Raw genomic sequence first — 22,993 nt, forward strand, 5'->3', positions numbered from 1 at the left:
ATGATGAGACATGCAGGCTCGAACCACTCCAAAACCCCTTCGGGCCAAAAGTGTTACCCATGTCTCCGATATAAACCGTAACCTATGTGTCCGGAATGGACCCCGGCAAAATTGGCGATCCCGACAGGATTCGAACCTGTGACCATCGGCTTAGAAGGCCGGTGCTCTATCCAGCTGAGCTACGGGACCGCTGGCCGGCATTTGATATCTTGGCCGGCTGGTGTCTATGTGCCAGGCGCTGACCGCCGGTCAATGCGTCCAGGGTATCCTGCGGTCATAGCGGAAATTTTCCGCATAGGAAATCTGCCGGCGCTTGGTCTCTTTCGGCTCCTCGACACGGAAGGCCAGGCCCTGCTTTTCGGCATAGGCCACCGCCTCTTCCCTGGTGTCGAAGGTCAGCCTGATCTGGCTCAGCATGTCGCCCGATGTGGTGTAGCCCATCAGCGGGTCGATCTTCTTGCGTTGGGCGGGATCGAATTCCAGCACCCAATGGCCGGTCTTGGCCTTGCCGGACTGCATCGCGGTTTTGGCTGGGCTGAAAATTCGCGCGGACATGGGCACCTCGTAGCTGCGTTGGCGGTAGCGCCGCCTTATTTCAGTCAATACTGTGCAACACTGCCGACGGCAAGGCCGAAGCGGCCTGCAACCAGGCCGCTTCGGCAGCGGCATCGGCCCGATACACTGGCGTAGCATCAAAAGTCATGGTCATGATGGCGACACAAAGAGGCATGGACGCAGGGATTTTGCACGCCGAGGCCGACAGCCAAGCGATTTTCGACGGCGCGATCGTGATCGGCGCCGGGGCAGCCGGCTTGACCGCAGCCCATGCGCTGCTCAAGACCGGCGTGCCTGTGATGGTGTTGGAAAAGGAAGCCCGGCTGGCCGAGCCATGGCACGGGCGGCACGAGCGACTGCATCTCAACACGCATCGCGACCTTTCGGCGCTGCCGGGCGTTTCCTTTCCTGCCGGCACCCCTGCCTTTCCGCACCGAAACACCATCATCGGCCATTTGAACGAATTCCACGCCATGCACCGGCTGCCGGTCGAGTTCGGCATCGCGGTCGAGGAGATTGGCTTCGAGGGCGACCACTGGCTTGTGCGGACCAGTGCCGGGCCGCGGCTGGCGCGCCATGTCGTCATCGCCACCGGGCGCGACCGGCAGCCCTTCATCCCGGCCTGGAAAGGCATGAAGGCCTTTGCCGGACGCATCATCCATTCGGCCGCATTCGGTAACGCCAAGGCCTATGCGGGCAAGAAAGTGCTGGTCGTCGGCGCCGGCAATTCCGGCTTCGACGTGCTCAATCACCTGGTGGCAGCCGACGCGGGACAGATCTGGCTGTCGGCGCGCAACGGTCCGGCACTGCTGCCCAAGCGCCTCGGCCAGATCGCCGTCCACCGGTTTTCGCCGATCCTGGCGCGGCTGCCGTTCAAGCTCGCCGATGCGGTGATGGCGGCGACGCAGCGATGGGCCTTCGGCGACCTCACGGCCTACGGCCTGCCGCCGACGCCTTCGGGCGGCGCAAGCCGGCTGGCGTCGGATTATACCGCCATCGCCACCGATGACGGCGCCGTCGATGCCATCAAGGACCGCAGGATCATCGTGCTGCCAACCGTGCGGGAATTTACCGGCGACACGGTCGTTTTCGACGATGGCGCGACGATCCAGCCCGATATCGTCATCGCCGCGACCGGCTACCGCACCGGGCTCGAGGCCATGCTGGGCAGGCTCGGCGTGCTCGACCAAAAGGGCGTGCCGCTGTTCAACGGCGCCGACAGCGACCCGAAACTGCCGGGCCTGTGGTTCACCGGCATGCGGCCAAGCATCCGCGGCTGCTTCGCCAATGCTCGCATCCAGGCCAAGGCGATCGCAGCCAGGATTGCGCGGGAGCGCATACCGCCAAGCCCCGTTTAATGTTTTAGGGGTTGCGCGACAGGGTCCGGAACCGTATACGCCGCAGGGCCTCGGAGTGTAGCGCAGCCTGGTAGCGCATCTGGTTTGGGACCAGAGGGTCGGGAGTTCGAATCTCTCCACTCCGACCATTTTTTCCCACAAAGCCAGTCCTTGCCCAAGGTATCACTCCCAAGGTCGCCAATGGCTGCCTCGCCGGTAGCGCATGGCGGCACGCATTGCCCAAGCAGCAGCCGCTCGCCGATCGGACCCTACATTGGAACACCAGTTCGCTCCGAGAGTTGTGTATGTTCAACCCAAGGAGCAAACAATGAAAACCCTTCTCGTCGCCTCGATGATCGCGTTCGCCGGAACGGCGGCTTTGATCGCACCGGCGCAAGCCGCCAGTCTGACTATCCAGTCCGATGACGACGATCAATATTCGTCCGACGATGGCGATATACAGATTCTTCGCCATCACCAGCGCCACAAAGACTATAGCGACGACTATGGCGACGACTACAGCGACAACCAGGATGGCCAATGGCGGCGCCACCATCGCCATCACCGCTGCCATATCGAACTGGTCAGGCACTGGCGCCATCACCACAGGGTCGTCGAAGAGGTCAGGGTCTGCGGCTGATCCGATCGCTTTAGACCTGCTACGGCCGAGTTTGGCGACCGGAGCACCAATCTGACCTAAAGCGCGCCTCATTTGAACGGACTCACGCGACGCGCTTGAGGTCTTGTTTGATGCATGTGGTTCTCTCAAAACCGGGGCCACTTGAGCGGCGACATCAGGCGCCCGTATCATCGAACAGCATCCCTTCTGCGGGTTTGGCTGAAAATCCGACGCAGGGATAATCCCCCCGCTTCCACCTCTACCGCCGGTCTAAAAGTACGTCGCGCTGAAACGTATCCAGGTGATGCATGTCGTTCTCTCAAAACCGGGACCACTTTTGAGCGACATGCATTAGACTCCGGGCAAAGGGGAGATTCTGGATGCTTGGTCTCGAGACATGGCTTTCGCTGATTGGCCCTGCCTACTTCGCTTACATCGGCATCACGGTTCCGTTCGTCGTCGTCTGGGCCATTATCTGTGCAGCCCTGTGGATCTGGAACAACCGGCCGAGCAAGAGGCAAGGCCGTCCCCGCTCGTGGCCCGCCAGCGTCCTGTTCTTTGTCGTCGTCGCCGCGTGCTACGTGGCAGCGCATACGGTGGTCTATCTGCTGGTCCGGTATCTGGCGGCGTTGTGGGCATAAACGTAGCTCTATAGAGCGCTCTCGATATCGGTCTTCGAAAAATCGTCGCCAACATAGAGCAAGCGGCAGGCTCGATCCTTTGCCACTTCATAGGCAAAGCAATCGCCGAAATTGAGCCCGGCCGGATGAATACCCTTGCCCCATCGCCCATACGCCTCGGCTATGCGTCGGCCAGAGGCTGGTGTCACCGCCGTGACCTCGAAGCCGAGCCCGTCGATCAGGCCGGCCATTTCCTCACCGACATTGCGCCTATCCGCCACGATCAGCGCCTCGGCCACTGTGCCAGCCGAGATCAAAATATCGTCTTCGGCTTCCAGCGCCGCAATGCAGGCACTGGATTGAGATTCGGCAAGAACGATCGCCATCAGGGCCGAGGTATCGACCACGATCATTCGGGCAGGCCATCAGCGCCATAGAGGAAATCCTGGCTCCGCGCGGCATCCGACCCGGCCTTTGCCTTGGCAGCGCCGGATGCTCGCATTGCCTCCAGCAATGCCCGGCGGCCTTTCCTGTCAGGGGCAGCCTTCACGGGAACAAGGCGCACGGCTGCATGACCATGGCGGGTCAGGATAATTTCATCCCCAGCCTCGGCACGACGCACCAGTTCGGTGAGCTGCCCCTTGGCGTCTGTAACGGATACCTGCATTGACCGCTCCTTTATGGACCATGCTCTGGTCCATATCCAAAAAGTAGACCATCTAATGGTCCATTTCAATGCAGGACGATGAGATCTTGCGGCTTGGTGAAGTCTGAATGACAGCTGGCGCGCAATCGTAGGCCTTGCGGCGATTCTATCTGAAGGTAAGCTCGCCGGGCGAGAACCCCAATCATCACTCCCGGCGAGCCTACAACCCGATCAGGAACGCGATCAGGACCGGGGTCAGCCGGCAAACGCAGTGTTGCAAGATGGATGCCAGAGGTTTCTTCTCGAAATGGGACAGGAGCGGAGTCTTCTCCTTCCACTGCCTAAACCTCGAACTCGCCCTGCCCTTCATCCATGGCGCTGACGATCTCGGCGGCGAGCGCCCTGGTGATCGGCGTCTTGCGCTCAAGCGCCGTGCGGTCGAGGCGTTCGACCACGCGCATGGCGGTGGCCAGCGAGCGCTCGATGCGGCGCACCAGATATTGCACGACATGCGGCTCGACCTCGACCTGGCGGTCGGCGAAGAGTTTGGCGATGACACCGGCCAGAAGCAAATCGTCCGGCTCATGGATCTCGACGGTTGCCGCCGCCTTCAGCCGCGAGGCAAGATCGGGCAACGTCACCCTCCAGGCGGCGGGGAAGCGCCGCGCCGTCAACAGCAAGGTGGCCCCGGCGCCGCGCACTTCATTGATGAGATGGAACAGGCCCGCCTCGTCGATGGCTGTCTTGTCGACATCGTCGATCAGCGCGGGCCTGCCGCCAAGCCCGGTGATGGCATTGCCGATGCGCTGGGCATCGACCGCCACAGCGTTGGCCCGCGCCTGCCAGATCGAGCCCAGATGTGTCTTGCCGGAACCGGCCGGGCCAGCGAGCACGATCACCGGCGACGGCCAGTCCGGCCAGCGATCGACAAGGGCTGCCGCCTCGCGGTTGGTGGCCGACACCACCAGTTCGTCGCGCGAGTAGCCGGTGCCGTGGCCAAGGTCGAGCGGCAGTTGGCGCGGCGGTTCGGTCTTATGATCCGTCACGTTCAGCCGCGCGGCGACCGGTGGCCGCCGCCGCGAGCGGCGGGCAGCGGCGGGACTGGCTCGGTGGAGTGTCCCTTGTAGAGCGGCGATTCGAGATAGCGGGCAATGGCAAAGCGCACCAGCACGGCAACCGCCGCCGAAGCAGGAACGGCGATCAAAAGGCCGACGAAGCCGAACAGGGCGCCGAAAGCGAACAGCGCAAACATCAGCCAGACCGGGTGCAGGCCGACGCTTTTTCCGACCAATCTGGGCTGCAGGATGTTGCCTTCGATGAACTGGCCGATGAAGAACACCACGGCGACAGCAACGATCATGGTCCAGTCCGGCCAGAACTGGACGAAGGCGACGCCGACGGCCAGGACCAGTCCGGTCAGCGAGCCGACATAAGGGATGAACGAGATCAGCCCGGCGAAGAGGCCGATGAGGATGGCGAAATTCAGCCCGGTCAGCGTCAGGCCGGTGGCATACATGCCGCCGAGCACCAGGCACAGCGTGCCCTGGCCGCGCACGAAGCCGGCGGTCGCGGTGTTGATGTCCCTGGAGATCGCCCTGACCGTCCCGACATAATCGCGCGGCACCCAGCTGTCGACGACCGCCACCATGCGATCCCAGTCGAGCAGCATGTAGAAAGCGACAACCGGAGTGACCACGAACAGGCTGACCACCGACACCAGAGCAACGCCGGAACTCCAGATCGAGGTGAAGACGGTGCTCAGCAGGCCGAAACCGGAAGTGAGCAGCGAATTCAGCCCGTCGCGCAGGCCATTGGCATTGACGCCGAATTTCTGCTCCAGCCATTTCGGATCGAAGCTGGTGATCAGCGACTGCAGCCGGGTCAGATATTCCGGCAGCTTGCTGGCGAAATCGGCCATCTGCGTGGCCAGTACCGGAACCAGGATGACGAAGGCCAGCACCAAAAGGACGATGAAGGCAATCAGGATGACCACCGTCGCCATCAGCCGGGAGAGGCCGAGGCGTTGCAGCCGGTCGGCGACCGGGTCGAGAAAATAGGCCAGCACCATGCCGGCAACGAACGGCAACAGGATGCTGGAAAAAATGTAGAGGAACAGCGCCAGGAAGATTGCCGTGCCCAGCCAGAAGAAAATCTGGCGGCGAAACGCCAGGGACGCAGCCGCCTCTGCCAGCGCGGCAGTCGCGGCATTCTTGTCAACTACCCGGGGTGGAGCCTTCGCCATAGCCGCTCATATGCCTCAGCCAAGCCACGAGATAGGCCGCGGCCGAAGCCACGGTCAAGACCCCGGACAGCAATATGAGCGCAGGCCTGAGCGGGTCGAGGTGGAGGCCAAGGGCAAGTTCGCCCAGCACCACGGCGCCAGCACGATCTGGGCGGCGGTGTTGGCCTTCGACACATAGAGCGGCTTCATCTCGACCGGATGCGCCATGACCGTGGACAAGAGCACGGCGCAGATGATCAGCGCATCGCGTGACACCATGGTCACCACCAGCCACAGCGGCAATTTCCCGATGAAGCCCATGACCACGAACACCGAGACCAGAAGCACCTTGTCGGCCATCGGATCGAGATAGGCGCCTAGTCTCGATTGCTGGTTGAAGCGGCGGGCGATGAAGCCGTCGACGCCATCGGAAATGCCTGCAACGAGAAAGCCGGCAAAGGCCCAGTCCCAGCGCATGTTCAGCATCGCCAGTACGACGGCCGGAACCAGCACGAAGCGCAGGATGGTGATGAGGTTGGGAATGGTCAAAGGCATGTCCCGCCATGCTTATTCTGCAGATAGATGATGGAGTTGGATTGTGGGTGCAAGGACCAGCGGTGAAGGGGCGACTGTCCACGTATTTATCTTGGGCAAAAGCCCGGTATCCTGTCGTCATCCTTGCCCCCCGAAACCATTCATGCGAAGAGCCGCCGAGGGAAACAGGGATGCGCCGACGATGAGCAAGGGCGACCGGGCCAAGCGCAAGAACGGGCTCACCTATGCCGAGGCGGGCGTCGACATCGATGCCGGCAACCTCATGGTCGAGAAGATCAAGCCGCTGGTGCGCGCGACGCGCCGGCCGGGCGCCGATGGCGAGATCGGCGGTTTTGGCGGCCTGTTCGACCTCAAGGCGGCGGGTTTCACGGATCCGGTGCTGGTTGCCGCCAATGACGGCGTCGGCACCAAGCTGAAGATCGCCATCGATGCCGGCAAGCACGACACGATCGGCATCGACCTCGTCGCCATGTGCGTCAACGACATCGTCGTGCAGGGCGCCGAGCCACTGTTCTTCCTCGACTATTTCGCCACCGGCAAGCTCGACCCCGACCAGGGGGCGGCAATCGTCGGCGGCATAGCAATCGGCTGCCGACAGGCCGGCTGCGCGCTGATCGGCGGCGAGACGGCCGAAATGCCCGGCATGTATCACGACAAGGATTACGACCTGGCCGGTTTCGCCGTCGGTGCTGCCGAACGCGGCCAGTTGCTGCCGACCGACGATATCGTCGAAGGCGACGTGCTGCTTGGCCTGGCTTCCTCGGGCCTGCATTCGAATGGCTTTTCGCTGGTGCGCCGCATCGTTGGCGTCAGCGGTCTTGCCTGGGGCGATCCGGCGCCGTTCAACGATGAGGCGACGCTGGCAGAGGCGCTGCTCGAGCCGACCCGCATCTATGTGAAGTCGGTCCTCAAAGCGATCCGTGGCACGCACGGCATCAAGGCGCTGGCCCACATCACCGGCGGCGGTTTCCCCGAAAACATCCCGCGCGTCCTGCCAAAGGACTTTTCCGCAGAGCTCGATCTCAATGCCATCGATGTGCCGCAGGTGTTTTCCTGGCTGGCGAAGACTGGCGGCGTGGCGCCGGAGGAGATGATGCGCACCTTCAACTGCGGTATCGGCATGATCCTCGTCGTCGCCTCCGGCCAGGCCGCACAGGTCGCAGCCGTGCTGCAGGAGGCCGGCGAGACGGTGACGCCGATCGGCCGCATCGTGCCGCGCCGCGACGCCGGCGTTATCTATCGGGGCTCGATCGGCCTATGAGCAGGAAACGCACGGTTGTTTTGATCTCGGGACGCGGCTCGAACATGACGGCGCTAATCGCGGCGGCGAGCGACCCGGCCTATCCCGCCGAGATCGTTGGCGTCATTTCCGACCGGGCCAACGCCGCCGGCCTCGGCATCGCGGCCGCGCGCGGTATCCCGACCAAGGTCATCGTGCGCGCCGACCATGCCAGCAAGGAAGCGCATGATGTGGCGATCGACGCCGCTCTGATTGCGTTCAACGCCGAGATCGTGGCGCTGGCCGGCTATCTGCGCATTCTCTCCCGCGGCCTGGTCGAGAAGTGGCAAGGGCGCATGCTCAACATCCACCCTGCCCTGCTGCCGGCCTTCAAAGGGCTCGATACGCATGCGCGCGCCCTGCGCGCCGGAATTCGCATTCATGGCTGCACGGTGCATTTCGTCACATCAGAGATGGATGACGGCCCGATCATCGCGCAGGCAGCGGTGCCGGTGATGGTCGGCGACAACGAAGACACGCTGGCCGCCAGAGTGCTGAAGGCCGAGCACCGGCTTTATGCGCTGGCGCTCGGGCTGGTCGCCGACGGCAAGGCGCACATGGAAGGCGGCCGCACCGTGCTGGCACATTTCGCCGACGATGCCGAAAACGGAACTTCCGTGGTGATGGCCCCCGACCCGCTGCGCGAAGAGCGCGATCTCGAACATCTGGCGCGGATCACGCCGTAGGCGCTTCAGGACCTGAAAGCCCTTGGATATTTTTGACAGCGCGATCCGGGGAAAAGGCGATCTCGCCGGCGTCTTTGAATATGACGACACTGAAGGGCCAGCAAACGCCACGGCTTATTTTTACCTATACGAAGCGCATGACGAGGTAGTTGGGCGGATCATCGGCGCAATTCATATTCGATCGGGTGCCTGGGCGATCACCGAAGCGGATATTGCCGTCCAATGGGACAAAGATGAGAGGCGCGTCGGCCTGTTCGTCTTCGGCACTTTGTCGGCAGCCTTTGATGCCGCTACGGGCGCTAAATACGGTGGCGGATACGGCAAGGACTTCCAGCGCGAAATTCCCTGGTCCTGAGATCTAACAGATGAAACAGCTGCTTCTTCTTCGCCACGCCAAGTCGAGCTGGGACGACCCGGCGCTTGCTGATTTCGACCGGCCGCTCGGGCCGCGCGGGCTGAAGACGGCGCCGATGATGGGGCGCGAACTGGCCCGGCGCAGTTGGCAGCCTGACCTGGCGCTGGTGTCGCCGGCGCTGCGCACGCGCGAGACATGGCGGCTGGTCTCGGCGGAACTTTCGGCGAGCGTAACGGTGGAGTTCGCCGAGGCGCTTTTCGAAGCCACGGCTGGCGACATTCTGGCAGAGGTGCAGCAGGCAGTCGCATCGGCTAGCTGTCTCCTGGTGCTCGGCCATAATCCCGGCCTGGAGGACTTTGCCCGCCGGCTCGCCGGTCCGCGATCGGGTGTGGCTGCTCTAAGGAAACTTGAAGAGAAACTCCCGACCGGCGCCCTTGCCCGCTTTGTCATCGACGGCGACTGGGCGGATCTCGGCTTCGGCGCGGCCCGGTTGACGCATTGCATCAAGCCGAAGGATCTAAGCTAGACCAAGCTGCTTAACGGGCTAGCCGCAGGTGACAGCCGCAAACCGTGTTTTGAAAAGACCACGGTCAAACAAGGAGATAGGACCAATTGCTGGCGGATTGATTCAAGATCTTTGCGGCCCGAGTCGATTGCATAAAAACAAGAGCGGTGGGCCGGGCCCACCGCTCTTTGTGGTCGTAGATTTCTCAGAAAATCAACGACCCCAGATGCCCTGGCCGGATTCCGGCTGGTTCGAGTCGCCCTTGATCGTGAAATCGCCGAGGCTGGCCGGCTTGCGGATCGAGGCGGTATAATTGTGATCGATGTTGCCGGCGGGCGCTGTCACAGCAGGCTGGTTGACGCCGTCGGAGCCGTAGTGGTCGCTGCCTGCGAAAGCGGTGCCGGTGGCAAGGAGGATGGCAGCAGCGGTAAGTGCGATCTTGGTCATTTCAGGTAATCCAGATTTTTCAGTTCTGTCCGTCAAGTGGCGTGCCTTGGGAGGAATTCGCGTCGCTCGGACCACCCCGAAGTGGGTGTGCGTTGCTGCCATTGCCAATCACAAAAATGTGCGAACCGAACCGTTCGGTTCGGTGTTGGAAGGCGCGAAATGGCGTAGTTGTTGCTATATTCTATTCTCTAGGCGGCTCCGACCTCCAACGCCCCTCGTTGCGTTACCCTTGCATCTCAAAAGGTCGTGAAGCCCAGTACGTCGCGCATGTCGTATTCGCGGGGCGGCCGGACGGCGACCCAGCGTGCTGCCGCAATGGCGCCGCGCGCGAACATCGAGCGGTGGCCCGCCGAATGGGAAAGCGTGAGCGTCTCGCCCTCGGCCAGCAAGCTCACGCTGTGCTCGCCGACGATGCTGCCGCCGCGCAGCACGGCAAAGCCGATCTCGCCGGCAGGGCGTGGACCTGTAAGGCCGTCGCGGATGCGTTTCGCCACATCGTCCAGCCTGACGCCATGTCCGCGAGCGGCCGCCTCGCCCAGCATCAGCGCCGTGCCCGACGGTGCGTCGACCTTCATGCGGTGATGCGCTTCCAGGATTTCGATGTCGGCGGCGGGACCAAGTGCTCGCGCCGCCTGCTCGACCAGCCCGGTCAGCATGCTGAGCCCGAGCGAGTAGCTGCCGGAGCGAACGATGGCGACGGACTTCGAAGCAGTAGCGATGGCGGCGAGATCGGCCGGCTCGAAGCCGGTCGAGCCGATGACCAGCGCCGGGCCGCCGCGGGCCGCGCAAGCTTGTGCAAGATCGACGGAGGCCGAAGGCGTGGTGAAATCGATGACGACATCCGCAAGCGCCAGTGCTTCGTCGCGCTCGACCAGCCCCTCACCGATGCTGCCCGGCCTGTGAAAGCGGGCGACGAGCGTCAGCCTGGGATCGGCCTCGACGGCCAGCGCCATCTGGCTGCCCATGCGGCCGAGCGCACCGGCTATGGCTATCTTCAACAGATGCGGCATGGCGGCTTTCACTGGAAATGCGAGTCACAACAATGATCTACCATGCCGCCCTGCCAGATTGATTCAGCCGGCGCCATGCGTCTTGAGCATCATGCCGGCGATCTCCTTGACCAGCTTGGCGGCAACCAGCGCGGTGAGATTGGAGACATCCTGGCTTGCATTGTATTCGACGACATCGGCGCCGACGATGGGCTGGTCGATCCGCTGGATCAGGTTGATCACTTGCCGGGTTGTAAGACCACCGGGTTCGCGGTGCGACACGCCGGGCGCACAAGCCGGGTCGAGGCCGTCGAGATCGACCGAGAGATAGACCGGCGTCTTGAGATCGAGCTGCAGATCCTCGCTGAAATGCCGCGCCTCGATCATTTCGACGCCGAAGCGCTTGAGCTGGTCACGAAGCTCATCATTGAGGGTGCGCAGGCCGATCTGGATCAGCCGGCCAGCCAGCCCCTCCTCCAGGATGCGCGCGAAGGACGAGGTGTGGGACCGCCTGTTGCCCTGATAGGCATCGTAGATGTCGGGATGGGCGTCGATCTGGACGATCGTTAGCCTGGCATGGCGGCGGCGCACGGCACGCAGCACCGGCCAGGCGATGGCATGATCGCCACCGAGGCTGATCAACGGGTGGCCGGCATCCAGCGCGCGGCCGACCTCGGCCTCGATCCGCTCCCATGGACCGCCGGCGCCTGAAAAGTCGATGTCGCCGTGGTCGACGAAACTGTCCGCCACATCGAAGCCGGTTTCGCTCCACGAGCTGTGCGCGTCGCTTTTGAGTTCCCGCCGGATCAGGGCCGGCGCTGCGGCCGCGCCCTTGAGATAGGACGAGTTCTCGTCATGCGGTATTCCCAGAAGCGAAACCCTGGTCATCGGCGTGCGATCTCCGGCAACAGGCAATCTCCCTAAACCCGGCAGCTGGCTGGCGATAGCAGTGCCGCTTGGGCCAGTTGCGAAGGCGATCAGGCGTCATTTCCCGATCGCGCCGCACAGTCTTTGCCTGACGATCGCGATATGGAAATCCGTGCCGTGCAACAGCCCGTCATCGTTGAAGTCGTAGCTGGAATTGTGCAACGGCGGCGAGGTCTCGCCATTGCCGAGAAAGACGAAGCAGCCCGGTACGTGATCGAGGAAGCGGGCGAAATCCTCCGAGGCGGTCATCGGCTCCGCCGCGATGCTGGCGGCGCCATAGGCCAGCACGCGCCTTGCGGCGACAAAGGCCGCGTCCACCAGGTCGGCATCGTTCTGCAGCGGCACGAATTCCCTGCTATAGGTCACGTCGGCGGCGACATTGTAGGCAGCGGCGGTGCCTGCCGCGATGACCCGCATCTGGCGCTCGATCTCGGCGCTGACCTCGGGACGAAAACTGCGGGCGTCACCGAGGATGCGGGCGAGGCCGGGCAATGCGTTGCGGGTGCCGTCGGTGATCAGCTCGGTCACCGAAACCACCGAAATGTCGGCGGGACTCAGCCGGCGCGAGACGATGGTCTGCAGATTGGTGACCAGCGCGCAGGCGGCGACCAAGGTCTCGTTCCCGGAATGTGGCCGCGCCGCATGGCCGCCGATGCCCTTGAGCACGATCTCGAAATTGTCCTCCGCCGACATGAATGGGCCGGCACGGGTCTCGAAATGCCCGACGGGCAGGCCCGGCATGTTGTGCAGGCCAAAGATCTCGTCGAAGGGGAAGCGCTGCAGCAGCCCGTCATCGAGCATTGCCAGCGCGCCCTTGCCCCACTCCTCGGCCGGCTGGAAAACGAAACGCACGGTGCCGTCGAAACCACCCTCGGCGGCCAGCAGCTTTGCCGCGCCGAGCAGCATGGTGGTGTGGCCGTCATGACCGCACGCATGCATGATGCCGGGGTTCTGCGAGCGATAGGCTGTCGCGGACTGCTCGGTGATGCGCAGCGCATCCATGTCGGCCCTGAGCGCAATCGCCCGGTTGCCGCTGCCGCGCTTCAATGTGCCGACGACGCCGGTGCCGCCGACCCCCTCTGCAACATCGTCCAGCCCGAATTCGCGCAGCTTCGCGGCGACAAAGGCAGCGGTGCGCTTTTCCTCGAAGCCGAACTCGGGGTGCGCGTGCAAATCGCGCCGCCAGCCGGTCATTTCCTGCTTCAGCACATCACGATCGAGCTCAGCCATTTTCTCCCCGACCTATTTTGCAAGCTCACTGGCGACATCAAGCAGGATGTTGGCGCCGGCGACAAGCTCGGCATCTTCAGTGTGTTCGCGCGGATTGTGGCTGATGCCACCGGCGCTCGGCACGAAGATCATTGCCGCCGGCGCGAGGCGGGCCATCATCTGCGCGTCATGGCCGGCGCCCGATGTCATGCGCCTGACGCCGAGACCGCGGTTCTTCGCGGCCGCCTCGATCAGTTCGACGATGCCGATGTCGAATAGCACCGGTTCGAAGCGGGCGAGCCGCTCGACCGAGATCGATACGTTCTCCGAAACCTCAAGCTCCTCGAGATAGGCAGCAAGGGCCGCCTCATGCGCCTGCAGGCGCTGTTCGTCGGGATCGCGCAGGTCGATGGTGAAGACGGCGCGCGCGGGAATGACGTTGATGGCGTTGGGTTCGAAGCGCATCGTGCCGACCGTGGCCACGGTTGGCCCATTTGAAGCCCTGGCCCGATCGTGCAGGAAGGTGATGATGCGGGCGGCGGCGTGGCCGGCGTCGCTGCGCATCGACATCGGCGTGGTGCCGGCATGGTTGGCGGCGCCGTCGATGGTGATGCGCTGCCAGGAAATGCCTTGCAAATTCTCGACCGCGCCGATCGGCACGCCTTCACGCTCCAGCACCGGCCCTTGCTCGATATGAAGTTCGAGATAGGCATGCGGCTTGAGGAAGCCGGGTTCGCGGTCGCCGGCATAGCCGATGCGGGCGAGCTCCTGGCCGAGCACGCTGCCATCCGTGCCGATGGCGGCCAGCACGGCCTCGGCGCTGACGCCACCGGCATGGCATAGCGAGCCCATCATGTCAGGCGTGTAGCGCACGCCTTCCTCATTGGTGAAAGCGGCGACCGCGACCGGGCGCGACGGCGAAAAGCCCGAAGCCTGCAGCCTCTCGATCACCTCCAGCCCGGCCAGCACGCCGTAGCAGCCATCATAGATGCCGGCATCGATAACGGTGTCGATATGCGAACCGATGAGCAGCGGCGCCTGCCCGGCATTGTCGGGGCTTTGCCAGATGCCGAAGATATTACCGACCCGGTCGATGGCGACTTCCAGCCCGGCCTGCCTGAGCCAGCCGACAAAGAGGTCACGGCCCTGTCTGTCTGTGTCGGAGGCGGCGAGCCGGATCAGCCTATCCTCACTGTCGCGGCCAACGGCGCCGAGTTCCCGGATGCGGCCAAGCAGACGCTGTGCATCGATCCCGATCATGGCTATGCCTCGGCCTTCAGCTTGCCGGCCAGCACATCGGCGGGGCTCTGCCCGACCAGCTCGGTATAGCGATGCGGGTCTGTGGCGCCTTCGGTGTTGATCAGCAGCACGCGGGATTTGTCGTCGAGCCCGAGCGCGGCCTTGTGGTCGGCCACCGCCCGGATCAGCCCGGCCAGACCGACGCCGCCGCTTTCGCCGGCGACGATCACTGGATCATTGCCAGCCGGCCGTGCCAGCCGCCGCATCACCGCGACCGCCTCCTCCTCATCCACTGTCATGAAGGCATCGGCAACCCGCGCCAGAACGCGCCAGGCAACTTGCGAGGCCTCGTAGCATTCGAGCATCGCCATCACCGTCGGCTGATCGTGTGCGACCTTGACCACGTGGCCCGCCCGGGCGGCTGCGACAACGCAGGCGGCGCGGGCTGGCTCGACGACGATGAAGGTCGGCCTGGCGTCACCGAGCACGATGGCGAGATGGCCGGCCAGGGCGGCGGCAATGCCGCCGACACCGGCCTGCACGAAGACATGGGTCGGCGGCTGCGGCAACTGGCGCAAGGCTTCGCGCACGATCGCCGTATAGCCCTGCATGACCAGACCGGGGATGCGCTCGTAGCCCGGCCAGGAGGTGTCGGACACCACGGTCCAACCTTGCTCAGCTGAAACCTCGGCGGCCTGCCTGACCGAGTCGTCATAATTGCCGTCGACGCGGATCATCTCGGCGCCATAGCGGGCTATTGCTGCAATGCGCGCCTCGCTGACGCCGGCGTGAACGAAGATTGCCGCTTTCGCGCCAACCAACTGTGCACCTTGCGCGACCGAGCGGCCATGATTGCCGTCGGTGGCGCAGGCAACCGTCATGCCGGCAGCGACCGCCCGGACGTCGAACCGGTTGAGATCGGCCACGTCAACGGGCCGACCAAGCGATCGGCTCGCCTCCTCCAGCACCAGTCGAAAAACGGCATAGGCGCCGCCGAGCGCCTTGAAACTGCCGAGACCGAGGCGAAAGCCTTCATCCTTGATGTGGACGGCGCCAAGGCCGAGTTCGCCGGCCAGCGTCGGCAATGCATGCAACGGAGTTGCGAGGTGATTGTCGCGATGGGCAAGAAAGCGCTCGACCTTATCGGCACCGGCATTCCCCAGCGTTTCGGCATCGACCGGATCGAGCGGCCGGCGGTGCAAGGCATTGCTGTTGAGCAGGAACACGGGTGGCCTCCTTTGGGTGTGACGAAATCATATTGCAGCCGAGGCGCAAATAGCGCTGTTATTGGCGCTTCGAAATGCAAGTTTGTTTCGCCAGGATAGCGCTTTGCCTCGATCGCCTTCGCTCGACAGTTTCGACCTCGCCATCCTTGCCATCCTGCAGCGGGACAACACGACGCCGCAGCGGCTGATCGGTGAAGCCGTCAACCTGTCGGCGCCGGCGGTGCAGCGGCGCATCAAGCGCATGGAACAGTCCGGCGTCATTGCCGGCAACGTCGCTGTCATCAACCCCGTTGTGGTCGGCCAGCCCATCACCATTTTCGTCGAGGTCGAACTGGAGAGCGAACGCTCGGACCTGATCGACGCGGCCAAGCGGCAATTCTCGGCAGAGCCCGAAGTGCAGCAATGCTACTACGTCACCGGCGAGGCCGACTTCATCCTAGTCATCACCGCGGCCGACATGGGGGCCTATGAGGCCCTGACGCGCAGACTGTTCTTCGACAGCAAGAATGTCCGAAAATTCCGCACCTTCGTTGCCATGGACCGTGTCAAGGTGGGGCTGACGGTGCCTCTGCCGGGATAGCCAGTCTCTTTTACGCAATTCCGGACGGAAAACCGCTCACACTTTTCCTGGAATTGCTTTAGCCCGCCGGCCGCAGCCAGACCTTGTTGTCGTGAAAGGCAGCGCCGCCATAAGGTGCCGGCGCATCGGCGCCGGTGAGCACATTGATGCCTTCGCCACGCTCATGGGCGCTGTTTGGCCAGATGCCCTCGCCGATCACCACGCCGCGCTTGAGGCCTTCGAACAGCTTTGCGTGCAGCACCACCTCGCCACGCCGGTTGCCGACCTCGATACGGTCGCCGTCGCCCAATCCAAGCGCGGCGGCATCGTCCGGGTGCACCAGGAGTTCCGGCCGGCCTTCCTTGGCTCTCGACACAGGTGTCTCGGCGAATGTCGAATTGAGAAAGTTGCGCGCCGGCGATGTGGCGAGCCGGAACGGATGCTCCGCATCCGCGACCTCGATCAGGTCGACATGGTCGGGGAATTCCGGGAGCTCCGCCACCGGCCCGAACAGGCCCATGATTTTCGGCGGCCGGTTGGGCGCCGCCTGCCCGCTCCAATTGGCGCGGAAGTGAAATTTCTTGTCGGCATGGCCGAAACCATCGATGAAATGCGCCGCCTCGAAATCCGGCTGCAGGTCGACCCATTTGTCTTCCTTGAGGCTGGCGAAGGAGCCCAGCCCGCGCTTGCCGAGGATGATGTCGATATGCTGCTGCTCGGTCAGGCCAAAGCCCGGCCGGTCTGCGACGCCGAGACGTTGCGCCAATTGCTCGATGACGAAATGGTTGGTGCGCGGCCCTTCCGGCGGTTCGATCAGCTTGGGGCCGAGCGTGATGTGCTGGTTGCCACCGCCCTTGTAGACGTCGTCATGCTCGAGAAACATCGTTGCCGGCAAAACGACATCGGCGAGCTTTGCCGTGTCGGTCATGAACTGCTCGTGCACGCAGGTGAACAGGTCGTCACGCAGGAAACCCTGCTTCACCAGCCGCTGCTCGGGCGCGACATTCACCGGGTTGGTGTTCTGGATCAGCATCGCCGTCACCGGCGGGCCACCGTAAAGCGCGTCCGCTGCACCGGTCAGCACCGGGCCGATACGCGACTGGTCGAGATGGCGAATATTGGGATCGCGCATCGCGGCGCCTTCCAGCACATCCTGGTTGAGCTTGAAGATGCCGGAATTGGAATGGAAGGCACCGCCACCCTCATATTGCCAGGCGCCGGTGACGGCGGCGATGCAGGATGCCGCGTGCATGTTGACCGAGCCATTGCGCTGGCGGGCAAAGCCATAGCCGAGGCGGAAATAGGTTTTCCTCGTCGTGCCGACGAGGCGTGCGAAAGCCTCGATCTCGGTGACGGCAAGACCGGTGATGGCGGAAGCCCATTCCGGCGTGCGCGTCTCCAGATGCGCTTCCAGCCCCTTCGGATCGTCGGTGTATCTTTCGAGATAGGCGCGGTCGGCCATGCCTTCCCTGAACAGCACATGCATGACCGCGCAGGCCAGCGCGCCATCGGTGCCGGGCTTCAGCACAAGGCCTATATCGGCCTGCTTCATCGTCGCGTTCTCGTAGACATCGATGACGACGATCCTGGCGCCACGCTCCTTCCGCGCCTTGATGGCGTGGGTCATGACATTGACCTGCGTGACCACGGCATTGGTGCCCCAGATCACCACGCAGTCGGACTTCGCCATCTCGCGCGGATCGGGACCACGCAAGGCGCCCGCTCCCATCATCCAGCCGGTCCAGGCCAGATTGGTGCAGATCGAGCCGAAGAAGCCGGAGTATTTTTTCGCATGGCGCAGCCGGTCGATGCCGTCGCGCTGCACCAGCCCCATCGTGCCGGCATAGAAATAAGGCCAGACGGTCTCGGAGCCGTATTTTTCCTCGGCCGCGATGAATTTCTCGGCGACGAGGTCGAGTGCCGCTTCCCAGCTGGATTCTTTCCAGATGCCGGCGCCCTTGGCGTCGGCGCGAACAAGCGGCTTCAGCAGCCGGTCGGGATGGTGGACACGGTCGGCATAGCGCGCGACCTTGGCGCAGACCACACCAGCCGTATACGTATTGGACTTGGCGCCATGGACACGGCCGATGCGGTTGCCATCGAGCAGTTCGACCTCGAGCGCGCAGGTCGAAGGGCAATCATGCGGACAGGCGGAGTGGCCGATTCTGACCTTGGCGTGCTGGTTCATGCGGCGTTTTTAGCGGGTTTCGCGGGCGGCGTGTAGGGCCAGATCTTACCCTCCCCTTGATGGGGAGGGTCGGCGCGCAGCGACGGGGTGCGGCGCGGACCCCCACCCCGCTCCGCTTCGCGGATCGACCCTCCCCACAAGGGGGAGGGTAAATCACTCCGCCGTGCCTTCCTCGTACTCGGCCGACATGGTCAGCCACTTTTCCTCGTGGCCAGCCAACTGCTGTGCCAGCTGCGAGCGCTCCTTGGCGAGCCGGGTCGCGGTCGACGGATCCTTTTCGTACACCGCCGGATTGGCGAGTTCATCCTCGATCAGGTCGATGCGTTTGCGGATGCGGTCCATCAGCGCTTCGGTGGCGCGGATTTCCTTGGCCAGCGGCTCGAAGGCGGCGCGGCGCGCCGCGGCATCGCGGCGGCGATCGGCCTTTGATGCCTTCTCGGCCTCGCGCTTGCCGCGTCGATCGCCGGACACGCCGGTGACGAGCGTCTTGTAGTCCTCTAGGTCGCCGTCATACGGGTTGACCGCACCATCCTTGACCAGCCACAGGCGGTCGGCGGTCGCTTCCAGCAGATGCCGGTCATGCGAGATCAGGATGACGGCGCCGGGAAACTCGTTCAGCGCATGGATCAAGGACTCGCGGCTGTCGATGTCCAAATGGTTGGTCGGTTCGTCGAGGATGAACAGGTTTGGACCCTCGAAGGCCGACAGGCCCATGAGCAGGCGCGCCTTCTCGCCGCCGGACAGGTCCTTGGCGGCGGTGTTCATCTTTTCGGTGGTCAGACCGAACTGGGCGACGCGGCCGCGCACCTTGGATTCCGGCGCTTCCGGCATCAGCCGGCGGACATGCTCATAGGCGTTTTCATCCGGGCGTAGGTCGTCGAGTTGGTGCTGGGCGAAGATCGCCACTTTCAGGCCCGGCGCCACCGTCATGGTGCCGCTCTCCTGCTTCAACCGGCCCGACAGAAGCTTGGCGAAGGTCGACTTGCCGTTGCCGTTGGCGCCGAGCAGGGCGATGCGGTCGTCGGCATCGATGCGCAACGTCATCTTCTTGAGGATCGGCTGGCCCTCGGTGTAGCCGACATTGACGTTGTTCAAGGCAATGATCGGCGACGCCACCGTTTTCACCGGTTCGGGGAAAGAGAACGGCCGCACCGTGTCGTTCACGATCGCGGCAATCGGCTTCATCTTCTCCAGCGCCTTGATGCGCGACTGCGCCTGTCTCGCCTTCGAAGCCTTGGCGCGGAAGCGTTCGACGAAGGACTCCATGTGTTTGCGCGCGGCTTCCTGCTTGACGCGGCCCTTCTCCTGCAATTCCTTCTGCTCGGTGTACTGGCGCTCGAACTGGTCGTAGCCGCCGCGCCAGAAGGTCAGCTTCTTCTGGTCGAGATGAACGATGGAATTGACGGCGCGGTTGAGCAGGTCGCGATCGTGCGAGATCAGAAGCACGGTGTGCGGATATTTCGACACGTAGTTTTCCAACCAAAGCGTGCCTTCGAGATCGAGATAGTTGGTCGGCTCGTCGAGCAGCAGAAGGTCGGGCTCGGCAAACAGCACCGCGGCGAGCGCCACACGCATGCGCCAGCCGCCGGAGAAGGACGAGGCCGGGCGGCGCTGCGCGGCGTCGTCGAAGCCAAGGCCGGCGAGGATGGTGGCCGCGCGGGATTCCGCCGAATGCGCATCGATATCCGCCAGCCGCATATGGATGTCGGCAATGCGGTGCGCGTCGGTGGCGGTCTTTTCCTCCTCGAGCAATGCGGTGCGCTCGAGATCGGCCTTGAGCACGATCTCGATCAGCGGCTCCTCGGTGCCGGGCGCTTCCTGCGCCACCTGGCCGATGCGGGTGTTCTTGGGCAGGCTTATCGAGCCGGTCTCGGAGGGAAAGTCGCCGGTGATGGCCTTGAACAGCGTCGTCTTGCCGGTGCCGTTGCGGCCGACGAGGCCGGCCTTTGTGCCGGCCGGCAAGGTCAGCGAGGCATGATCGAGAAGCAAGCGTCCGGCCATGCGGAGCGAAAGATCGTTGATGATAAGCATGCCGGGGCTTTTGCACGGGAGGGCGGCGCTTCGCAAGGGCCTGGGCGCCGGCGGGGGCATAAGGCATGAAAACGGCGCGCCTTAAGCGCGCCGTCCATTGCAAACAGCAGACCGACTTTTCAGAGGCTGCCTGGTTCAGGCTTTGGGTTTGCGCTTCGTCACCTTGGCCGCGGCGGCCGGAACGGCCGGCTTGCGGCCGAGGCCCGAGGACTTGGCCAGTGCCGAACGGGTCGCGGAGTAGTTCGGCGCCACCATCGGATAGTCCGACGGCAAGCCCCATTTGCCACGATATTCCTCCGGGCTGAGACCATGGTCGGTCATCAGGTGGCGTTTCAGCGACTTGAATTTCTTGCCATCTTCCAGACAGACGATGTGGTCGGGAAACACCGACCGCTTCGGATTGACAGCGGGGTTCAGCGCGGGGCTTTCCACGGCGGCAATGCTGCCCAGCTTGCGCACCGATGCGCTGACGCTGGCGATCAGATCCGGCAGGCCGGACGCAGGGAGAGGATTGTTGCCGACATAGGCCGAGACGATGTCAGCAGTCAGTTCAATAGCGGTCTTGCTGTCGATGGTGTGCAATTCTGTTTCTCCCCGCCGGTCATGAAGTTGCCGGCTTTTTTTAAGACTTCTCTTGATGTATCGACCTAGCTGCACCCCCCAACGGGTCGCTAAGTCTCAATAAACGATCAAGAATCGGAACAGGAGGATGTTTCCACAACAGGTTGCAACGTTGCAAATTAGAAAATCTAATACTTGGAAACGGCCGACTTCGCGCCAGCAGATTTCAACTGCACGGACCCGGCAGGTTTGGAGTCGGCCAGTATCTCCAGAATGCGCTTCCAGCGGGCGCACCGGCCGAAATCTTTTTGCTCTATCGCCTTTTCGGCCTTCATGGCGGCATAGAGCGGCGCCTCGGCGCCGAACTCCTTGATCAGCCAGAATGCTTCCTGTCTGGCGAGGCGTTCATCGTCGTCAAGCATGTTCAGCCTCCGAGCGTTCTATGCCCACCGCAATACAGCTGCCGATGACGAGGACCGCACCGGCTATCGCGGTCAGCGTCAGCCTTTCGCCTGACAGTGTCAGCAGCAGCGTCGACGCGATCGGCGTCAGATAGGCGATGACCGCAACCTTGCCACCGCCTTCAAGCTTCAAGGCGCGCGACCAGAAATAATATCCCAGCCCCATCGGACCGGCGCCGAGATAGAGGCCAAGCAGGAGGTGCTCGCTGGATGGCCAGGCTGCGCCGTCGTGAATACACCACAGCAAGGTCAGGCCGACGCCGACCAATGCCGAAGGCAAAAGCAAACGCTCCGACGGTGTGGCCAGGCGGGCGACCGCAATCGAATAGAAGGCCATGCACAGCGCCGAGCCGAAGGCAGCGAGATAGCCGACGATGCTGCCCTGGAGAAAAGGCTGGCCGCGGCCACCCGAGATCACCAGCGCCACGCCGACAAAGCCGAGCACGGCAGTCAAACCCAGAAGCACGGGGCGTTGCCGCTTGCCCAGCACGATGACCGCCGCCGCGACCATCAGCGGCCAGGTGTAGGCGACGAGATTGGCCTCGATCACCGGCATGGACGCAAAGGCGATGTATTGCAGCACCATGGTGCCGACCAGGCCAATAAAGCCGACCGCGACCGGCGCCAGGGTGCCGTCAGCACCCTTGGAAAAGGCTGCGTCTTGCAGGCCCCTCTTCCGGCTCGCCAGATGGATGACGGCGAACACCAGAGCCGCTCCACAAAATTGCAGCAACTGCACCAGCGACACCGGATGGCTGGCCAGCAGCGATTTGCCGACCAGCGCGTTGGTCGACCACAGGGCGACCGCGCCGGCGGCGAAGACCAGGGCCGATGGCGAGCCCGATCCATCCCGGAATCGCCGAGACGGTGCCTTGTCATTATCGCCGACCATGATGTTACCGACGGCCAAACCGGCGTCCACTTCTATGCTCTGGCTACCAGGATTCCCTTGACCCGCCCGGGACCGGCGCATCGGCCGCCGCCGTAACCGGACGTTCTTCCTCGAAGCGGCGATAGGCCGGCAGCTGGTTCGTCCAGACGTCTTCGGCCAGTTCGTTGACCCATTCGCGATCTTGATCATTGTCGGCTGCGAGATAGAACATGCGATTGTCGTCGACATAAGGCTTGGCCACCGAGCGCTGGTTGAGGACCAGCGTGACGCGCGAGCCGAGCTGGATCGGCGCGGTGCGGTGCAGGACGCCGAGAAACTGGCCGAGCGTGGCGTAGTTCATCTTGTGGTCGATGCGCATGACCTGGTTGCGCGGAATCTCGCGGCCGGATTCAAGGATGGCGCGGCCGGTCTCGGAATCGTCGCAGTAGATTTCGAGATGGCCGCCGACCAGCGGATTGCTGATCGACAGCGGAATGAGTTCGGTGACCGGGACACCGTCGCAATGCCAATCGACGGCGCCGTCCTTGGGATTCATGAAAGTGACGGTCGAGCCGACGATCGACAGCGGATAGGGCTCGAGCTTGGTGCCCATCATGTCGGACAGACGTTCCAGGCGCAGCTTGTCATGCAGCAACTCCTTGATCTCCGGGATAAAACGGTCGGCGCCGGTGATGAAGGTAAGGTCGAGGTGCTTGTGCACGGCGTGGCTGGCCTTGAGCTTCAACGCCGCCTCTTCGATCGCCGCCAGCAGCGCCGGGTCGTAGCCATGCAGATACTGCGCAACGCCGAAACCGGACACTTTCCAGGCCGTCTCATGACCGATAATGGCTTCTCGGCTCATCGCGTAGCGCAGTTCAGGTATGGTATGGGCGTTCATTCTACTTCT

Annotated in this window: 25 protein-coding genes, 2 tRNA genes and 1 pseudogene; 9 read left to right on the forward strand and 19 right to left on the reverse strand. The window is 63.4% G+C overall.

Features of this window, described 5'->3' with window-relative positions:
- Positions 1 to 112 precede the first annotated feature (112 nt).
- Both NKH54_RS27385 and NKH54_RS27390 read right to left on the reverse strand, forming a co-directional pair.
- Positions 113 to 189, reverse strand: a tRNA-Arg gene (locus tag NKH54_RS27385).
- 60 nt (positions 190 to 249) lie between these two features.
- Positions 250 to 555 (reverse strand): ETC complex I subunit, encoded by a 306-nt coding sequence (locus NKH54_RS27390; protein ID WP_023670294.1) that lies wholly within the window; start codon positions 553 to 555, stop codon positions 250 to 252.
- Positions 556 to 728: 173 nt separating this feature from the next.
- Here NKH54_RS27390 and NKH54_RS27395 point away from each other — a divergent pair, with 173 nt between their 5' ends.
- From NKH54_RS27395 to NKH54_RS27410, 4 genes are all read left to right on the forward strand, one after another.
- Positions 729 to 1,913, forward strand: coding sequence for a flavin-containing monooxygenase (locus NKH54_RS27395; protein WP_353029392.1), 1,185 nt, complete (start codon positions 729 to 731; stop codon positions 1,911 to 1,913).
- 51 nt (positions 1,914 to 1,964) lie between these two features.
- Positions 1,965 to 2,041 (forward strand) — tRNA-Pro (locus NKH54_RS27400).
- A 179-nt stretch (positions 2,042 to 2,220) separates the two neighbouring features.
- The gene (locus NKH54_RS27405) at positions 2,221 to 2,532 is read left to right on the forward strand and encodes a hypothetical protein (RefSeq protein WP_023670292.1); all 312 of its coding nucleotides are present in this window, start codon (positions 2,221 to 2,223) and stop codon (positions 2,530 to 2,532) included.
- A gap of 359 nt (positions 2,533 to 2,891) precedes the next feature.
- The gene (locus NKH54_RS27410) at positions 2,892 to 3,152 is read left to right on the forward strand and encodes a hypothetical protein (RefSeq protein ID WP_353029393.1); all 261 of its coding nucleotides are present in this window, start codon (positions 2,892 to 2,894) and stop codon (positions 3,150 to 3,152) included.
- Positions 3,153 to 3,160: 8 nt separating this feature from the next.
- On the opposite strand, the gene NKH54_RS27415 is transcribed toward NKH54_RS27410, so the two are convergent.
- The 5 genes and pseudogenes from NKH54_RS27415 to NKH54_RS27435 all read right to left on the reverse strand — a co-directional run bounded on the left by NKH54_RS27415 (position 3,161) and on the right by NKH54_RS27435 (position 6,547).
- Positions 3,161 to 3,544, reverse strand: a complete 384-nt coding sequence (locus tag NKH54_RS27415) for a type II toxin-antitoxin system VapC family toxin (RefSeq protein WP_023713400.1) — start codon at positions 3,542 to 3,544, stop codon at positions 3,161 to 3,163.
- On the reverse strand, positions 3,541 to 3,798 hold the full coding sequence (locus tag NKH54_RS27420; protein ID WP_023711889.1) for a type II toxin-antitoxin system Phd/YefM family antitoxin: 258 nt from the start codon (positions 3,796 to 3,798) through the stop codon (positions 3,541 to 3,543). The genes NKH54_RS27415 and NKH54_RS27420 overlap by 4 nt, the downstream gene beginning before the upstream one ends.
- A 320-nt stretch (positions 3,799 to 4,118) precedes the next feature.
- On the reverse strand, positions 4,119 to 4,823 hold the full coding sequence (gene hdaA / locus NKH54_RS27425; protein WP_023711890.1) for a DnaA regulatory inactivator HdaA: 705 nt from the start codon (positions 4,821 to 4,823) through the stop codon (positions 4,119 to 4,121).
- 2 nt (positions 4,824 to 4,825) lie between these two features.
- Positions 4,826 to 6,019 (reverse strand): AI-2E family transporter, encoded by a 1,194-nt coding sequence (locus tag NKH54_RS27430; RefSeq protein ID WP_023705318.1) that lies wholly within the window; start codon positions 6,017 to 6,019, stop codon positions 4,826 to 4,828.
- Positions 5,991 to 6,547, reverse strand: a pseudogene (locus NKH54_RS27435) (CDP-alcohol phosphatidyltransferase family protein). Before NKH54_RS27435 ends, NKH54_RS27430 begins: the two are co-directional and overlap by 29 nt.
- A gap of 187 nt (positions 6,548 to 6,734) precedes the next feature.
- Between NKH54_RS27435 and purM the strand changes: the two are divergent.
- From purM to NKH54_RS27455, 4 genes are read left to right on the forward strand one after another with little or no spacing between them, the layout of a single operon-like run.
- Positions 6,735 to 7,814 (forward strand): phosphoribosylformylglycinamidine cyclo-ligase, encoded by a 1,080-nt coding sequence (gene purM / locus NKH54_RS27440; RefSeq protein WP_023689059.1) that lies wholly within the window; start codon positions 6,735 to 6,737, stop codon positions 7,812 to 7,814.
- Entirely contained in the window at positions 7,811 to 8,518 is a 708-nt protein-coding gene (purN, locus tag NKH54_RS27445; protein ID WP_023670282.1) for a phosphoribosylglycinamide formyltransferase, read from the forward strand. Before purM ends, purN begins: the two co-directional genes overlap by 4 nt.
- A 22-nt stretch (positions 8,519 to 8,540) precedes the next feature.
- Entirely contained in the window at positions 8,541 to 8,873 is a 333-nt protein-coding gene (locus tag NKH54_RS27450; protein ID WP_023731097.1) for a hypothetical protein, read from the forward strand.
- Positions 8,874 to 8,883: 10 nt separating this feature from the next.
- Positions 8,884 to 9,399, forward strand: coding sequence for a SixA phosphatase family protein (locus NKH54_RS27455; protein ID WP_352545410.1), 516 nt, complete (start codon positions 8,884 to 8,886; stop codon positions 9,397 to 9,399).
- Positions 9,400 to 9,591: 192 nt separating this feature from the next.
- Here NKH54_RS27455 and NKH54_RS27460 read toward each other — a convergent pair whose 3' ends face one another.
- The 6 genes from NKH54_RS27460 to NKH54_RS27485 form a co-directional block, all read right to left on the reverse strand.
- Positions 9,592 to 9,825 (reverse strand): DUF680 domain-containing protein, encoded by a 234-nt coding sequence (locus tag NKH54_RS27460; RefSeq protein ID WP_023727317.1) that lies wholly within the window; start codon positions 9,823 to 9,825, stop codon positions 9,592 to 9,594.
- Positions 9,826 to 10,061: 236 nt separating this feature from the next.
- A complete protein-coding gene (gene dapB, locus NKH54_RS27465; RefSeq protein ID WP_023727318.1) occupies positions 10,062 to 10,835 on the reverse strand; it encodes a 4-hydroxy-tetrahydrodipicolinate reductase in 774 nt (257 codons plus the stop codon).
- A 63-nt stretch (positions 10,836 to 10,898) separates the two neighbouring features.
- Positions 10,899 to 11,702 carry an agmatinase gene (gene speB / locus NKH54_RS27470; RefSeq protein ID WP_023727319.1) on the reverse strand — a complete coding sequence of 268 codons (804 nt, stop codon included), beginning with the start codon at positions 11,700 to 11,702 and terminating at the stop codon, positions 10,899 to 10,901.
- A gap of 96 nt (positions 11,703 to 11,798) precedes the next feature.
- On the reverse strand, positions 11,799 to 12,971 hold the full coding sequence (locus NKH54_RS27475) for an amidohydrolase (RefSeq protein WP_023831116.1): 1,173 nt from the start codon (positions 12,969 to 12,971) through the stop codon (positions 11,799 to 11,801).
- 12 nt (positions 12,972 to 12,983) lie between these two features.
- On the reverse strand, positions 12,984 to 14,210 hold the full coding sequence (locus tag NKH54_RS27480; protein WP_031195177.1) for a Zn-dependent hydrolase: 1,227 nt from the start codon (positions 14,208 to 14,210) through the stop codon (positions 12,984 to 12,986).
- A gap of 2 nt (positions 14,211 to 14,212) precedes the next feature.
- Positions 14,213 to 15,415 carry a diaminopropionate ammonia-lyase gene (locus NKH54_RS27485; RefSeq protein WP_352538109.1) on the reverse strand — a complete coding sequence of 401 codons (1,203 nt, stop codon included), beginning with the start codon at positions 15,413 to 15,415 and terminating at the stop codon, positions 14,213 to 14,215.
- A gap of 103 nt (positions 15,416 to 15,518) precedes the next feature.
- Between NKH54_RS27485 and NKH54_RS27490 the strand changes: the two genes are divergently transcribed.
- Complete coding sequence (locus tag NKH54_RS27490) at positions 15,519 to 15,995, forward strand: Lrp/AsnC family transcriptional regulator (RefSeq protein ID WP_023738646.1); 477 nt, start codon at positions 15,519 to 15,521, stop codon at positions 15,993 to 15,995.
- Between the two features lie 58 nt (positions 15,996 to 16,053).
- On the opposite strand, the gene NKH54_RS27495 is transcribed toward NKH54_RS27490, so the two are convergent.
- The 6 genes from NKH54_RS27495 to NKH54_RS27520 all read right to left on the reverse strand — a co-directional run bounded on the left by NKH54_RS27495 (position 16,054) and on the right by NKH54_RS27520 (position 22,984).
- On the reverse strand, positions 16,054 to 18,162 hold the full coding sequence (locus NKH54_RS27495; protein ID WP_023711902.1) for a molybdopterin-containing oxidoreductase family protein: 2,109 nt from the start codon (positions 18,160 to 18,162) through the stop codon (positions 16,054 to 16,056).
- A 153-nt stretch (positions 18,163 to 18,315) separates the two neighbouring features.
- A complete protein-coding gene (locus tag NKH54_RS27500) occupies positions 18,316 to 20,193 on the reverse strand; it encodes an ABC-F family ATP-binding cassette domain-containing protein (protein WP_023705325.1) in 1,878 nt (625 codons plus the stop codon).
- A 135-nt stretch (positions 20,194 to 20,328) separates the two neighbouring features.
- Positions 20,329 to 20,775, reverse strand: a complete 447-nt coding sequence (locus NKH54_RS27505; RefSeq protein ID WP_023670270.1) for a Ros/MucR family transcriptional regulator — start codon at positions 20,773 to 20,775, stop codon at positions 20,329 to 20,331.
- Between the two features lie 167 nt (positions 20,776 to 20,942).
- Entirely contained in the window at positions 20,943 to 21,176 is a 234-nt protein-coding gene (locus NKH54_RS27510; protein WP_023711903.1) for a hypothetical protein, read from the reverse strand.
- Positions 21,169 to 22,137, reverse strand: a complete 969-nt coding sequence (locus NKH54_RS27515) for a DMT family transporter (protein ID WP_245262692.1) — start codon at positions 22,135 to 22,137, stop codon at positions 21,169 to 21,171. The genes NKH54_RS27510 and NKH54_RS27515 overlap by 8 nt, the downstream gene beginning before the upstream one ends.
- 13 nt (positions 22,138 to 22,150) lie before the next feature.
- A complete protein-coding gene (locus NKH54_RS27520) occupies positions 22,151 to 22,984 on the reverse strand; it encodes a hypothetical protein (RefSeq protein ID WP_023689075.1) in 834 nt (277 codons plus the stop codon).
- Positions 22,985 to 22,993 lie beyond the last annotated feature (9 nt).

It is taken from the genome of Mesorhizobium sp. M1004, assembly GCF_040318795.1.
Lineage (GTDB): Bacteria > Pseudomonadota > Alphaproteobacteria > Rhizobiales > Rhizobiaceae > Mesorhizobium.

Bases quoted from the DNA above. Each gene is read 5' to 3' on its own strand.
- speB (WP_023727319.1), bottom strand. From the start codon at position 11,702: ATGACCAGGGTTTCGCTTCTGGGAATACCGCATGACGAGAACTCGTCC.
- NKH54_RS27510 (WP_023711903.1), bottom strand. From the start codon at position 21,176: ATGCTTGACGACGATGAACGCCTCGCCAGACAGGAAGCATTCTGGCTG.
- NKH54_RS27495 (WP_023711902.1), bottom strand. From the start codon at position 18,162: ATGAACCAGCACGCCAAGGTCAGAATCGGCCACTCCGCCTGTCCGCAT.
- NKH54_RS27455 (WP_352545410.1), top strand. From the start codon at position 8,884: ATGAAACAGCTGCTTCTTCTTCGCCACGCCAAGTCGAGCTGGGACGAC.
- NKH54_RS27430 (WP_023705318.1), bottom strand. From the start codon at position 6,019: ATGGCGAAGGCTCCACCCCGGGTAGTTGACAAGAATGCCGCGACTGCC.
- NKH54_RS27500 (WP_023705325.1), bottom strand. From the start codon at position 20,193: ATGCTTATCATCAACGATCTTTCGCTCCGCATGGCCGGACGCTTGCTT.
- NKH54_RS27475 (WP_023831116.1), bottom strand. From the start codon at position 12,971: ATGGCTGAGCTCGATCGTGATGTGCTGAAGCAGGAAATGACCGGCTGG.
- NKH54_RS27480 (WP_031195177.1), bottom strand. From the start codon at position 14,210: ATGATCGGGATCGATGCACAGCGTCTGCTTGGCCGCATCCGGGAACTC.
- NKH54_RS27415 (WP_023713400.1), bottom strand. From the start codon at position 3,544: ATGATCGTGGTCGATACCTCGGCCCTGATGGCGATCGTTCTTGCCGAA.
- NKH54_RS27460 (WP_023727317.1), bottom strand. From the start codon at position 9,825: ATGACCAAGATCGCACTTACCGCTGCTGCCATCCTCCTTGCCACCGGC.
- NKH54_RS27420 (WP_023711889.1), bottom strand. From the start codon at position 3,798: ATGCAGGTATCCGTTACAGACGCCAAGGGGCAGCTCACCGAACTGGTG.
- NKH54_RS27390 (WP_023670294.1), bottom strand. From the start codon at position 555: ATGTCCGCGCGAATTTTCAGCCCAGCCAAAACCGCGATGCAGTCCGGC.
- purN (WP_023670282.1), top strand. From the start codon at position 7,811: ATGAGCAGGAAACGCACGGTTGTTTTGATCTCGGGACGCGGCTCGAAC.
- purM (WP_023689059.1), top strand. From the start codon at position 6,735: ATGAGCAAGGGCGACCGGGCCAAGCGCAAGAACGGGCTCACCTATGCC.
- NKH54_RS27405 (WP_023670292.1), top strand. From the start codon at position 2,221: ATGAAAACCCTTCTCGTCGCCTCGATGATCGCGTTCGCCGGAACGGCG.
- NKH54_RS27520 (WP_023689075.1), bottom strand. From the start codon at position 22,984: ATGAACGCCCATACCATACCTGAACTGCGCTACGCGATGAGCCGAGAA.
- NKH54_RS27395 (WP_353029392.1), top strand. From the start codon at position 729: ATGGACGCAGGGATTTTGCACGCCGAGGCCGACAGCCAAGCGATTTTC.
- NKH54_RS27410 (WP_353029393.1), top strand. From the start codon at position 2,892: ATGCTTGGTCTCGAGACATGGCTTTCGCTGATTGGCCCTGCCTACTTC.
- dapB (WP_023727318.1), bottom strand. From the start codon at position 10,835: ATGCCGCATCTGTTGAAGATAGCCATAGCCGGTGCGCTCGGCCGCATG.